Raw genomic sequence first — 12,427 nt, 5'->3', positions numbered from 1 at the left:
AGTTCTGCAGCTCCGAGGGTTCCCCGTCCGGGTGAGTCGAAGCGGACGCCGTCGTGCGAGGGCTCTGCGTACGCACTTGCCCGGTCAGGTCCTGGCCACGGACGAGGCGAATTCGGTGATCGCATTCCGCAGCGGTTCGGCCGCTGCCTCCGGTTCGGCGCCGGTGTCCAGGCCGAGCACGAGGATGCGTCCCACGAGCCCGCGCGGCCCACGGAATTCCAGCTGATGCTCGGACGGCCCTCTCGGGTCGGGGTGGACCACCAGGGCGAGGGGATTGCCGGGGTTGGTGTAACCGGCGATGTATGTGAGGAGCTGGTGGCGGTCCTCACGTGAGACGTTCTTCCTCGCATAGTTCTTGTACTTCGCGTCCACGGCGAGGTAGGGCGTGGATTCGGGATGAGCGGTCGGCGGGGTGAAGGACAGCAACACGTCGGGGCGGAAGGGCGGGGTGCTGCTCCCGTGCCTTCCGTGCGTCCGGATCTGGTCGCCCGGGGCCCGGGCCCACCGCCCGCCGACCGCGGCTGCGGCTTCGGCCGCCATCCGCTGGACCACGCTCTCCCAGAGATCCTCCAGCTTGAGCAGCAGCCCCTGTGCCCCGAAGCCGTACGGGTTCAGCAGATCGTTGGGTCCGCCACCGCCGAGCACCATGCGTGCCCACGCATGGGCGGGCCGGTAGTGATCATTGAGCCGGGTGTACCTCCCACGGGCGAGCAGCGGCAAAACGTCCAGGGTTCGGCGGGGGGCCGGAAAGTCCTGTGCTGCGGCGTCCAGTTGGTGCTTGAGGAGCGGATCGCTCACTTGGCCGACAGCGGCGGCCAGGGCGGCTCCGCACACCAGGCTCTCCCAACCCCCCTCCTCGTACTCGAAGGTTCTGAGGTGTAGTTGATCGACCGCGCCGAAACATCTGGTGGCCTGCGCCTCCACGTTCAGCCGGCCTCGCAGCGCGGTGTCCACACGCTGTCGGCGTACGTAGTCCCTGAGCAGACCACGGCGCAGCAACAGGCGACACTCGTGCAGCAGGGCGGCGGGCACCAGCCCCGCGTACCCGTCTCTGCCGAGAGGCCAGTTGCGTAGCTCCTCGTCGGTGGTGCTGTTCTGCCCGTTGGCATACGAGACCCAATCGATCAGCCGATTGCCCGCGATCGGGAATTTGGGCCGGAGCACCAGACGGATACGGCTGAGCTCCAGAACTCCGGTGATCGTTCGCGCGGTGAGGAGACAGTGGTCCTGCTTCTCGACTACACCGACGGCCTTGAGCTCACGGAGTCTGTGGAGATCGGCGGAACTCAGATCGGATTTCGCCACCTTGCCGGACCTGTACTCGACGAGCGTCACTTCTCGCCTGGCGGCTCCCTGTGGCACCCGGCTACCCCTCATTCCATTCGGCCTCGTCCGGCGCGGTGTCCTCGTCAGCGGTTTCGCCGGTTCCGGCGGTGACGAAGACCTTCGCCAGCATGCCCGGAAGGTCTCTCGGATTCGTCTGAACGACCCGTCCCGTCCTGTCGTCCACCAGCTCGCCGAGCACGGTCCGCAGCATTTCGGGGCGCCCGAGGCAGTAGTCCGTCACGAGCGGCACGATCTCGTGGTGGAAGGCGTGCGAGAGCTGCTCCGCGGTGGCGAGCGGCCGGTCGTCGGAGAGGAGGTACGCCTGGCCGAGCAGATGGTCTGGGCCGAACTGTGCGTCGAGGCGCTCATTCAGACCCTCCAGCAAGGACGCCAGCCCAAGCCCTTCGATCTCGCCGTCCAGAGCGTCCAGGTCCGGCTGTACGTCGAGGAATGCGAATCTGCGCCGGATCGCGGAGTCGATGTGGCCCACGCTGCGGTCGGCGGAGTTCATGGTGCCGATGATGCGGACGTTCGGCGGCACGGTCTGCTGTCGCCCGCTGGTCGGCAGGGTGATGGAGACCGATCCCCGCTTGTCGAGTTCCAGCAGAGTGATCAACTCGCCCAGAATACGAGGCAGATCACCGCGATTGATCTCGTCCACGACTATCAGGAAAGTGTCGTCCGGGGCTTTCTCGGCCGCCGCGCAGACCCGGAGGAAGACCCCGTCCTTCATCTCCAGGTGGAGACCTGCGCCGTCCGCCGCCGTGTCCGGTCTGAAGCCTTCCACGAAGTCCTCGTATCCGTAGGACGGATGAAAGGTCACCATCGTGAGCCGCGCCGCCCGTGCTTTCCCGGGCCCCTCCGCTTTCCCGGGCACTGCGGACAGTTCCGCGAGAACCGCGGCCCGCTCTCCCGGAGCCGCCTCGATCAGGTCCGTGCGTCCCGCAAGGGCGAGGGCGACATTGAGCGCCAACCGGGTCTTGCCGGTGCCGGGCGGGCCCTGGAGCACGACCTGCCCCTTGTGCTCCAGCAGATCCCGCACTTTCCGTACGTCATGGGGAAGCTCCTCATCGGGCAGTTCGGCCGCCGCGGCGGCCTTCTCTACGCCACCGCCCACACCGGGTACGCCGGCGTCACCGGCCAGGCCGGGGAACTCGTCCGCGTCGGGCCGGCCTCGCCCGCGCCGGATCTCGTGCATCAAGGTGGCAGGAACCTTGGCGAGCGTCTGCTGCCAGGCGTGCCGGGGCGCATCGAAGCTCTGGCCGTACGAAGTGTCCCAGTCCACGCCCACGGTGTGGCAGTGTGTTTGTGCGTCGGGATCGTAGGCGTACCCTCCCACGACGGTCCCCACGGCGAGCACCTCCGACTTTCCTCGGTTGGCGACGACGAGATCGCCGCGTTCCAGGTCACGGAAGGCCAGCATCTGCCGCGCTAGCCGCAGGTTTCCGCCGGTGCTACGCGGCCAGTGCTGATCCAGTGCGGCCTTGAGTTCCTGGTCGCTCTCGTACTGCCCCAGACTGCCGACTTCGTCCCAGGCGATCCGGATATGACGGTTCTCGAGGCAGTCGGCCCAGAGGCTCGCGCGTTCCCCCGGCGCGATCTTCCAGACCACGCGGTCCTGTGGACGCGGATCGTGGAAGGTGTACAGGAAGTCCATCAGTTCATGCGGACTCCACCCTTTGAACTCCTCGATCTCACACAGGAGTTCGAGCAGATCACGGTTGGCCCGCCACGTGCGCACACTGGAGGAGTACCTGCTGGGCCTACCGCCCAGCAGCCCGGTGAAGTGGCGGATGTGCGCCGCCGAGAAGATGGGCAGGAACTCGCCGGGGAAGCCGCCAGTGCCTTGGTGGTCAGCGCCTGTCCGTACGACAGCGACTCCAGGTCGTCCAGAGGTTTGTACGCCCCTTTCTGTGCCACGTCGAAGGCGGTCACGAACTCGGAGCGCACCTGGGCCCAGGCTGCTTCCACCTCGAGCCCGCGCAAGGCGCTGGGCACGACCCGCCACTGGCCCGACCGGTGCTGGTACACGATGTGCTTCGCCGCGCTGCCGCCGCGGATACTGCCGAAATTGTCGGTGCCGTACTCCATCAGCCGGCAGAAGGAGAGCCCGCTTCTGCGACCCTCGGGCCCCAGCGCGTACTGCTGCAGCTCCAGCCCTCCCCAGCTCTCCAGCGGAAACAGGGCCAGCACCTGCTGCCTCTCTTGCTCAGCCAGGTCGGCGGCCTGCTGCGCCCGCTCCCGATCAAAGTGCGCAATGCTCGCAACGAGCCCTTCCCGAAACTGCTCACCCTCAGCCATGTGCGCATTCTTGGGCATCGGGCCGGACAGGAACAGCGACATCAGGAAAGGGTTCATGCCAGGCGCCCCTCGCCTGTCCGAAGCCCTTCAGCCGCTCCCGCAGGCTCCAGGCAGCAGAAAAGCCCCGGGCCGATGGCCTGGGGCTTCTGTATGGAGCGAGTGACGGGAATCGAACCCGCGCTCTGAGCTTGGGAATCAAGGTGTGGGAAGCAGTCAAATGCCTCCTGACCTGGGAGTATCTCTCGCAGGTCAGTGATTGGCTGAGAGTTTCTGTGCCTGTGTTTACCGCTGCTTACCGCTCCGAAGGGCACGCGTGGGGCACGGGCCGCGCGAGAGCGATGTGAGCGGTGATTCCGTACGGCTGCTCGGGGCCAGCTCCCTGAGCAGCCGCTGACGGCATTGCGCATGCGACTCTTCGAACTGTGTACCTACCCCGGCTCGCTGGTTCGGCAGTGGTGGCCCGCCGATTCGTGATCTGGGCCAGTCGACTGGAGGCTTCACGCCTGCCCGACTGTCGGCGCAGCGGCCTGGCAGCCCGATCCTGATCGAGTCCGTCGGAGCGGCCAGCGGCCTCTGCTGCGCTGGAATGCCCGCCACGGGAGCTGGGGCCATGCGCCGAGTGCGGACAGCTGATGCGTGCTTGAAGCGGTTGCGTTCTGCCTGTGCGTCCGGTTCAACATCGGGCCGTACGACTCCCGGGGTGACAGTGCGCGGTGACGACCCGAAACGACCGTGCCCCCGGGGCCGCACTCACAGCGTGCCTCACCAAACACCACGTGAGACATCCTATTATTTATTTGCATTTACGGATGTGAAAACGTGAACGATATGTAAAGTGCTCAAACCGTAATAAGCTACAGCTTTCGACTCCTCTCCATTTTGTACAGTTTTGCGACGCATCTTCATCGAAGATCGATCAAGGTATTGGGGAAATCCCAGGTGAGAGCGCTCTGTCTCGGGTGGCACCTTGATTCGCGCCCCGCATCAACATGAACGAAATGCGTCAAACACCTGTCTGAATTTCGTACCTCTGTTGACCCTCCGCGAGCCGGTGAAGTTGAATCCTTACGCAAGGCAATCGCACCTGCACATTAGGTAACTGGATCGATGGCTTCCTCTTTTGTGGGGGCGGGAGCATTGGTATGAGACTCAACGGAGGAATGTTCCAGATGCGCAAGATCGCACTTTCGGTTGGCCTGGCCGCTGTTGCCACTGCTGGCCTCATTGCTGCCTCTCCGGCGGCCACTGCGGCCGAGGCGGGCACCCAGGCCACCGCGTGCTTCACGCTGTGGCAGACCGCGGGCTACAACGACGGTTCGCGTTCCTTTTCCGGCAACGACAACGACTTCGGCAACAACAACTGGTCGAACGGTAAGAAGTCGAACGACGACGCCAACTCCGGAAAGAACGCCTGTAGCCACCGCGTCTACCTGTACGCGAACTCCAACTACGGGGGCCAGTCCTACTACCTGCAGGCCAACAGCTCGGACAGCGACTTCGGCAACAACAGCTTCTCGAACAAGGCCAGCTCGCTGAACGGCTTCTAGCACACTGTGCTTCGGTGGGGGTGCCAGCCGGCTGGCACCCCCACCGAAGTCATGAACAAAGGAAGAAGATGCCCAGCCGTCGCTTCTGGCCCACCCTTGTCGTTATTGCCCTGCTGTCCGGCTGTGCTGCAGGGGCGGCAACCTCGACGAAGGGTGCAAGCGAGATTCCGCCGCCCACGGCAGAGGCGCTCGCCGTGCAGTTCCCCTTCGATTCTTACCTGCTCAATGACAGCGAAACACAGCTCACCTACCAGGCCACGGACCATCTGATACGCCCGTGTATGCGCAAGGCTGGCTACAAGTGGGCGGAAATCGAGACGCCGTCCGTTGATGACCGCTGGCGCAATCGGCTCCACTACGGCGTCGTAGAGCCCCTTGTTGCGGAGCGTTTCGGCTACCACTCCCCAGCCGATCTCCTCGCTTCGCCCGGGGTGCGGGACGTGCTCGATGCCATGAAAGAGCGCGATGCTCAGCTGTCTTCCACGGCCAGAGAGTCGGAGCAGGGATGCAGGAAGGAAGCCGGCGCAAGACTGACCCGCAACGCCAAAGTGAGCTTCACGAAGCTCAACAACCTTAAGTCCCAGACATATGAGGCGGCCCAGCATGATCCGGCGGTGCGCACCGCCTTTCGTCAGTGGAGCGCCTGTATGAAAAAGCGCGGACACTCTTACGGAACGCCGGTTGATGCAGGAAATGACAGGCACTGGTTCGCGAAGGATAGCTCCACCGCGTCCGGGGAAGAAAAGAAAACGGCAATAGACGACGTCCGGTGCAAGGAGAAAAACGGGCTCCTTGCCCTCTGGTTTGGTACTGAAAAGCGCCTCGAACAGGAGGCGATCAGAAAAAACTCCACCTATCTTTCGCAAGTGAAGAGGGCGAACGAACAGTATCTGGTTAACTCGCGGCAGGCCCTGAAGGGGAGTTGACCGCCCCTACCGCTGACACTCACCCCGCATGTACAACATCAGATGCGCTTTGTTTACCTGCATTGATGCGCACAGGTGAAATCGGTCTCGTAGGATGCGACGCTTTTCGGTGTCCTGCTCTGAATGTTCCACTTTTTCGAGTGCCGGATCCCGCACGACCAGGATGCGTTCAGCGGACATCAAGCGGCCCTCCACCGCGGAGGCCGTGACATCTGTTCCGTACAGGGTGTTCGAGGACCTTGGAGAATTCTGGAGTGCCAGATCCGTGAACGTGGAGTCTTCAGGGTTCTGATAGAGCACCCAGGCGCGGCGGCTGGACGGCAGGAACACGAAGCCGTCAGCCTGTGTGCGCATTCCTTTGATCGCCTGGTCTATGGCTTGCACGTCGTCGCTGCGGCTCTTCGGCCGATGCAGGGCGGGGGCTGTCACTGCGAGCGCGAACACACCGAAAGCCACGATACTGGACATTATGACCCGTCGGGCGGACTTCGAGGTGGCGCTGTACTCGAAGGCGAGGCCCACGAGCAGAGCCAGTCCGGGCTGCCCGTAGAGGACGTAGCGCACCACGTAAAGGTTCTGTCCCAAGGACAGCAGCAGCAAAGTGCATGCAGGCGCCAGCAGCAACGACAAACAGATACACCATGCGGCACAGGGAATCCGGGCCCTTCGCAGGAGCAAGCGGCCCACGATGCCAACGGTGGCAACCTCGGCCCACGGCGCAACGTCCGCCCAGGAGACATCGTCGATCCAGGAAACCTGCGCAGCCTGTCCCATGCTCGCCACCACCAGCGGGGAGAGCGCCGCAACCATGCAGGCGGCCGTCAGCAACCATGTCCACAGCACGCGACGCCCCACACGCAAGATGGCAAGTATCAGGCCATGTGCCGTGAGTACCAAGGCGGCGAATTCATGCAACCAGCACCCGGCCAGCAGTACGAGGCCGTAGGCCAGCCATGTTTGCTTCCCAGGGGTTCGCTGCGCCTTCAGTAAAAGCCAAGTTGACCAGGTGATGAAACAGCACACCAGTGCATAGGATCGGCCTTCTTGAGCGTACTGCTGCACTGTGGGGAGCAAGGGGAAGACGATTCCTGCGACCAACCCGGCGGACCAGCTTGCCAGCTCACGACCCAGAAGCGCCACCGCACACGAAGCGCCAGCCACAGCCACCACGGATGGCCAGCGCAGCACCTCCAGGCTGGCACCGAAGGCTTCGAAGAGCGTGTGCAGAAGGAGGTAATACAGGCCATGAACTGCATCGACCTTCTGCAGCGTCAGCCAAATCTCTCCAAGGCTACGTTGAGCCATGTCGTACGACACGGCCTCGTCCTGCCAGAGACTGCCGTCGCGGCGGAGACCCCAAGCGCCAACAGCGCAACTCCACAAGGGTGGTGTCGCGAGGAGCAGCCAGGCGCGGCTGATCGCACCCTCGCGCCGGTGCTCATCACGACCTAACGGGAGGGCTACCTGGCTTTGGCTCGTAGGAATCGCGCGCTCCTCTTGGTGGCAGGAATCGGCCAGAAACACTGCTCCGACTCCAAGTGCATCAACTCTGCTGCGCATAAAGTAACTTGCTCATCCTAAGAGACTGCAGAGATCTCTCGGCACCCGGAGGAATCATCGAACTGCAAGAGCAGGTCGCCGCTCCAGACGACCGTACGTCGACGGTGTCGGGCCCGGGCCCCGTACGCCGCGAGGGAGTCCGCGTCATCGGGTCCGCGTCCTTCCTCGTGCCGGCCGTGTTCTCACTCGCTCTGGGCCTATGGGGTATCACGCGCGCAGGCACCATGTGGAGAGACGAGTCCGTCACCTATCAGGTGTCGCATCGGAGTCTGTCCGAGATCTATGGCCTCCTGCAGCATGCCGATATCGTGCACGGTCTCTACTACATTTTTATGCATTCCCTGTTCTCCGTCTGGGAGGGCGGGCTGGTCGCCCTGCGTCTGCCTTCAGTGCTCGCCACTTCTGTAACCGCGGGTCTGGTCGGTGTGATCGCGCTCAAGTTGACCGCTCGCCGCTCTGCGGGTCTGCTGAGCGGGCTGGCGTTCGCGGTCATCCCCGAAGTGCAGATGTACTCGCAAGAAGGCCGCTCCTACGCGATGGTGAGCGCCCTGGTTGCCGTCTCCACGTATTTCTTTCTCACCCTCATGGTGCGTCCGACGAAGGCTCGTTGGCTTGCCTACGGACTGGCGATCCTGGCGGCCTCGCTGCTGCATGAGTTTGCCGTCCTTACACTTCTGGCGCATGGCGTCACGGTGTACCGCTCCCAACTAGTCGGCAGGGCCCGGCGACACTTCGTCATCAGCGCTGGGGGAGTGCTCCTTGCTCTGCTCCCCCTTGTCCTGATCAGCACCTCCCAATCAGCTCAAGTGTCGTGGATCGGCAACCCCAAACTGCGTGATTGGTTCGAGATCGTGGGAGCTGCGCTGGTGGCTGCGTGGTGTGCTAGGTACCTCTCGCGCGCCAGGCGATCCGTCGAAGTCGCCCGATTGGCACTTCCTCTGGCTGTGTTGCCCACCGTCGCTCTTCTGCTGGCTGCCGTCTACGACCCCATGTACGTCGACCGCTATGTCTTGTATTCGAACATCGGTTTCGCCCTCCTCGTAGGAACGTCGCTCGCGTACTTGGCAGATGACGCCAAAAGTCTGCAATGCGTTCGACACCAGAAAGCCCGAGCCTGCATCGTCGCCCTCTTGGCAATTGCCTTCACGGCAGCCATGCTGCCCGTCACGCTCCAGATGCGAACCCCAGAGAGCAGGAAGGACAACGTCACCGCTATCGCTACAGAGGTCGACAAGATGTCCCACCGTGGGGACGCTGTCCTCTTTGCCCCGGCCAGGCGGCGAGAGTGGATGCTCTCCTACCCTGAGCACTTCAAGGGGCTCACGGACATTGCCCTCAAGGGCCAACCCAGGACCTCAGGCACGTTGGAAGGCGTAGAACGCCCTGCAGCGGACATCCGTCTGCGGCTGGCACGGGCCAAAAGAGTCGTGGTCCTCAGTGACCCGAAGGGCCAGCCGCTCGATACGAACGCTCAAGAATCGGCCAAGCGGGAAATCATCGAACGCGACTTCACTGAATGCCAGCGCAAAGAGATCAAAGGTGGGCAAGTGACTCTATATGTTCGCTCGGGTCCTTGTTGAGGCGTCTCTGATCTTGAAGCGAGATACCGTACGCTCCGCTCGGAGGGCAGACCATCGAGGCGGTGCCCCGAGGCGGGATAGAAGGTGCGACCCTGAGGTATTTTCATGACCGTCGCCAGTTCTCCCAGTGAGGAAACCGTGTTCAGAAACTGCTCTATCGTCGCCTCGATCGCGATCCTCGCCTCGGCTGCAGCGCTCATGCTGCCGACTCTGTCTCCGCACTAGCAGCCGGTCCGGTTGGCCTCAATTACACGACCCAACGTGGCCGTGCTGCTTCTCGCAGCCGCGGTCTCGCCGCTTGGCTAGTTACGCGACGAGCTCGGCGTTGAAGAGAGAGGTGTTCGTCGGCCGTGGGGCAGCGCTGCGTGGGTATCTCATCCGGACAGAGCGTTGCGCGGCGCATTACGCTGCCGAGCATGATTCGCGCTGTGGTGTTCGATGTCGGTGAGTGCCTTGTGGACGAGACCCGTGAGTACGGGGCCTGGGCGGACTGGCTGGGGGTGCCGCGACATACTTTCGCGGCGATGTTCGGGGCGGTCATCGCGCAGGGGCGGGATTACCGTGAGACGTTCCAGGTGTTCCGGCCGGGGTTCGACCTGGCCGATGAGCGGGGGAGGCGTGCCGAGGCCGGTAAGCCGGAGTGGTTCGGCGAGGATGATCTCTATCCGGATGTACGGCCGACGCTGGCTGGGCTGCGCGCGGCCGGTCTCTGGGTCGGCATCGCCGGCAATCAGACCGTGCGGGCCGGCGGGCTGTTGCGTGGGTTGGATCTGCCGTCCGATCTCATCGCGACCAGTGACGACTGGGGTGCGTCGAAGCCGGACGTGAAGTTCTTCGAGCACGTCATCGAGGCGACGCCTGCCGAGCCGGGCGAGATTCTGTACGTCGGTGACCGGCTCGACAACGACATCCGCCCGGCCGTGCAGGCTGGACTGCTGACGGCGCTGATTCGGCGTGGGCCCTGGGGCACCATTCAGCAGGGCGATCCGGACGCAGCTGCGAGCACCACGATGCGGATCAACTCGCTGGCGGAGCTGCCGGAGAAGATCGCCAGGTTCAACGCTGGAGAGCGCTGACCGTCGTCCCCCAGCCGTAGAGCCGGTCGTCGAAGTCCCGGACACACTGCTCGTTCTGCCACGGAGCGAGCGTGCGCCGCACTTCGCGTACGCGGTCCATGCCTGTGGCGTACCAGGTGGCGGCGAGCTGGTCGAGGGCCTGGCCGGCGAAGTGGCATGCCTCCTGCGGATTGCTGTCGGCCGCTGCCACCGCGGCCAGGTCTCCGAGGACGACGGTGCGTTGCTTGTCGGACTCCGGCGGCAGGTCTTCCAGCACCTGCTGAAGAGTCTCGCGGGCTTGCGGGAGGTGGCCCGCCTTGAGCTGGGTGTTCCCCTTGAACGCTGCCAGGCGGGCGGGGCCGAACCAGTCCATCCACACGGGAGTGGTGTGTTCGGAACCGGCGACGAGGATGTCCTCGGCGTGGCTGATGAGGTTCAGGGCGGTACGGGTGTTGCCGCAGCGGGTCTCGCACTCGGCTTCGACGGCGTCCAGCCAGGCGAGGAACTCTGCAGATGCGGGACCGCGGCGCGCGTAGGTGCGGGCTGCCACCATCCGCTCCACTGCAGTCTCGCGTTCGCCTGCCCAGCCCGGGATGAAGGCTGTATGCGCGAGGATGGCCGATCCCAGGAGCGGATCGTCCGCCTCACCGGCGGCCTGGAGAGCGCGCAACAACGTGTCGCCGGCCTGCTCGGGTTGGCGGAGGTCGAAGAACTCAATGCGGCCTGCCAGCAGGTAGGACTCGGCGAGTGCGGCTGCGAGCCGGTGTCGGGCAGGTTCGACCGTCTCGGGCAGAAGCGCGCAGCCCAGCCGTGCGTGCTCCAGAATCGCGGGGTGCAGAGTGGCCGGCGCGACGGACCAGTACAAGTGCCGATGGGAACGAGTTACGGCTTCGAAGTTGGCTCCGACGCTGTTCGGTTGTGTGATCGCGACGGATTGAGTGGGCACCGTGGCCAGGCGCGTGCCGGGCACGGAACGGGCCGTCGAGGCCGGACGGGGCTGACCATCCGGATGTTGTCCTGAGCCCCAGGGAGCGGTGAAGCCGAGGTCTTCGGCGTCTTGGCCAAGCAGATGGGTGAGCACGCGACGGACGTCCGGCTGGGGCCACGGCGGATTGTCGGACTCCCACCGCCGGACCTGCCGGACACCAACGGCCAGTCCCCGGATGCCGAGCTGCGGCGCGTCCCTCGTGATGGCGTCCGCGAGGGCCTGCTGCGAGTTGTAGCCAGCCGCCACCCGGGCGGCTTTGAGGCGAGTGTTGCCTATGGGACGGGACATGACTCCTCCGTGGTATCGGAACGTCACCTGAGACTCTCACGCTACGTCCCCTTGCCGGCACCAACTCATCAACCAAGTGAATAAAAGCCCTATTGAAGTCCTCTGGGTGACCCTTTGAAGTCCTCGAATAGGACGTAAGGTCTCGCGAGGATGACACCTCCGCACATTCAAGCCTCAGTGCTCAGTGAGGAGTTGTCCCTTCGTGTCACAAGAGAGCTCGGAACCACCCACGATGCGCACGGTAGGTAGCTGCGAGATCCAGGGCGCCGGATTCCGCTGGGACGCCGTACGCGTGCCTCGAAGCGTCGGGGTGCGTGTGCTGGTCGCTCTCGGTTCCCGTAGCGGTGCTGTGATCGAAGATCCGCGTGAACCGGCCCTCTACTGGTTCGTGCGGACGGGCACCGCGGCCGTCTGGAACGTGCCTGACACGCGACCACTCGGCCTGTCACAGCACCTTGTCGTCCCTCCGCCGCATCGCATGCGCGGGCCTGGCCCTCACTGGCGGATCTGTCCCGAGAACGGCCAGATGCTGACGGACGCCCAGGTTCTTCACGCAGCATTCGAAGGCGTGACAGCCCCTCTCCGAGCACCAGTTACGGAGACGGCATGACCACTTCCCTGTACTCGGGCCCCGCACGGCAGCGCTTCAGCGCGTCGGCCGCGGCCCCACCTGCAGGCCGTGACCTTCTCGGCATGGTTCTCGGCGTCATATGGGCCCTCGGCTCGCTCGTCGCCGTGGGCGGGCTTGCCTACGTCACCCAGCACAGCCCAGCGGCGGTGCAGACGGGCAGCGCACCCGCGTCCGTCCCCGACTCGGCTATCAGTTCCTGACCCGGTCAGTACAGGGCCAGTTGAC

General features: G+C 64.3%; 10 protein-coding genes. 5 read left to right on the top strand and 5 right to left on the bottom strand.

Annotated features, from left to right (window positions below):
* Nucleotides 1-84: 84 nt before the first annotated feature.
* Genes OG285_RS16135 through OG285_RS16125 form a run of 3 tightly spaced genes read right to left on the bottom strand, consistent with a single transcriptional unit; the run spans nucleotide 85 to nucleotide 3,684 of the window.
* A complete protein-coding gene (locus tag OG285_RS16135) occupies nucleotides 85-1,335 on the bottom strand; it encodes a PE-PGRS family protein (protein ID WP_371791347.1) in 1,251 nt (416 codons plus the stop codon).
* A gap of 31 nt (nucleotides 1,336-1,366) precedes the next feature.
* Nucleotides 1,367-3,067, bottom strand: a complete 1,701-nt coding sequence (locus OG285_RS16130; protein WP_371791346.1) for an McrB family protein — start codon at nucleotides 3,065-3,067, stop codon at nucleotides 1,367-1,369.
* Entirely contained in the window at nucleotides 2,983-3,684 is a 702-nt protein-coding gene (locus OG285_RS16125; RefSeq protein ID WP_371791345.1) for a hypothetical protein, read from the bottom strand. The genes OG285_RS16130 and OG285_RS16125 overlap by 85 nt, the downstream gene beginning before the upstream one ends.
* A 1,112-nt stretch (nucleotides 3,685-4,796) precedes the next feature.
* On the opposite strand from OG285_RS16125, the gene OG285_RS16120 reads away from it, so the two are divergent.
* Together OG285_RS16120 and OG285_RS16115 are read left to right on the top strand one after the other, a co-directional pair.
* Nucleotides 4,797-5,174 (top strand): hypothetical protein, encoded by a 378-nt coding sequence (locus tag OG285_RS16120; protein WP_371791344.1) that lies wholly within the window; start codon nucleotides 4,797-4,799, stop codon nucleotides 5,172-5,174.
* A gap of 68 nt (nucleotides 5,175-5,242) precedes the next feature.
* Nucleotides 5,243-6,100 carry a hypothetical protein gene (locus OG285_RS16115; RefSeq protein ID WP_371791343.1) on the top strand — a complete coding sequence of 286 codons (858 nt, stop codon included), beginning with the start codon at nucleotides 5,243-5,245 and terminating at the stop codon, nucleotides 6,098-6,100.
* Between the two features lie 6 nt (nucleotides 6,101-6,106).
* On the opposite strand, the gene OG285_RS16110 is transcribed toward OG285_RS16115, so the two are convergent.
* On the bottom strand, nucleotides 6,107-7,417 hold the full coding sequence (locus OG285_RS16110; RefSeq protein WP_371791342.1) for a glycosyltransferase family 39 protein: 1,311 nt from the start codon (nucleotides 7,415-7,417) through the stop codon (nucleotides 6,107-6,109).
* A 419-nt stretch (nucleotides 7,418-7,836) separates the two neighbouring features.
* Here OG285_RS16110 and OG285_RS16105 point away from each other — a divergent pair, with 419 nt between their 5' ends.
* Together OG285_RS16105 and OG285_RS16100 are read left to right on the top strand one after the other, a co-directional pair.
* The gene (locus OG285_RS16105; protein ID WP_371791341.1) at nucleotides 7,837-9,240 is read left to right on the top strand and encodes a hypothetical protein; all 1,404 of its coding nucleotides are present in this window, start codon (nucleotides 7,837-7,839) and stop codon (nucleotides 9,238-9,240) included.
* A 416-nt stretch (nucleotides 9,241-9,656) separates the two neighbouring features.
* On the top strand, nucleotides 9,657-10,316 hold the full coding sequence (locus OG285_RS16100) for an HAD family hydrolase (RefSeq protein WP_371793551.1): 660 nt from the start codon (nucleotides 9,657-9,659) through the stop codon (nucleotides 10,314-10,316).
* On the opposite strand, the gene OG285_RS16095 is transcribed toward OG285_RS16100, so the two are convergent.
* Nucleotides 10,297-11,571 (bottom strand): transcriptional regulator, encoded by a 1,275-nt coding sequence (locus tag OG285_RS16095; protein WP_371791340.1) that lies wholly within the window; start codon nucleotides 11,569-11,571, stop codon nucleotides 10,297-10,299. The genes OG285_RS16100 and OG285_RS16095 overlap by 20 nt on opposite strands.
* A gap of 606 nt (nucleotides 11,572-12,177) precedes the next feature.
* On the opposite strand from OG285_RS16095, the gene OG285_RS16090 reads away from it, so the two are divergent.
* Nucleotides 12,178-12,402 carry a hypothetical protein gene (locus tag OG285_RS16090; protein ID WP_371791339.1) on the top strand — a complete coding sequence of 75 codons (225 nt, stop codon included), beginning with the start codon at nucleotides 12,178-12,180 and terminating at the stop codon, nucleotides 12,400-12,402.
* Nucleotides 12,403-12,427 lie beyond the last annotated feature (25 nt).

Source organism: Streptomyces sp. NBC_01471 (genome assembly GCF_041438865.1).
In the GTDB taxonomy this organism is placed as follows: Bacteria; Actinomycetota; Actinomycetes; order Streptomycetales; family Streptomycetaceae; genus Streptomyces.
This window is presented reverse-complemented; position numbering and strand designations above follow the sequence as displayed.

Excerpts from the sequence above, each read along its gene's own strand:
- OG285_RS16125 (WP_371791345.1), bottom strand. The coding sequence starts at position 3,684 with ATGAACCCTTTCCTGATGTCGCTGTTCCTGTCCGGCCCGATGCCCAAG.
- OG285_RS16120 (WP_371791344.1), top strand. The coding sequence starts at position 4,797 with ATGCGCAAGATCGCACTTTCGGTTGGCCTGGCCGCTGTTGCCACTGCT.
- OG285_RS16115 (WP_371791343.1), top strand. The coding sequence starts at position 5,243 with ATGCCCAGCCGTCGCTTCTGGCCCACCCTTGTCGTTATTGCCCTGCTG.
- OG285_RS16100 (WP_371793551.1), top strand. The coding sequence starts at position 9,657 with ATGATTCGCGCTGTGGTGTTCGATGTCGGTGAGTGCCTTGTGGACGAG.
- OG285_RS16095 (WP_371791340.1), bottom strand. The coding sequence starts at position 11,571 with ATGTCCCGTCCCATAGGCAACACTCGCCTCAAAGCCGCCCGGGTGGCG.
- OG285_RS16090 (WP_371791339.1), top strand. The coding sequence starts at position 12,178 with ATGACCACTTCCCTGTACTCGGGCCCCGCACGGCAGCGCTTCAGCGCG.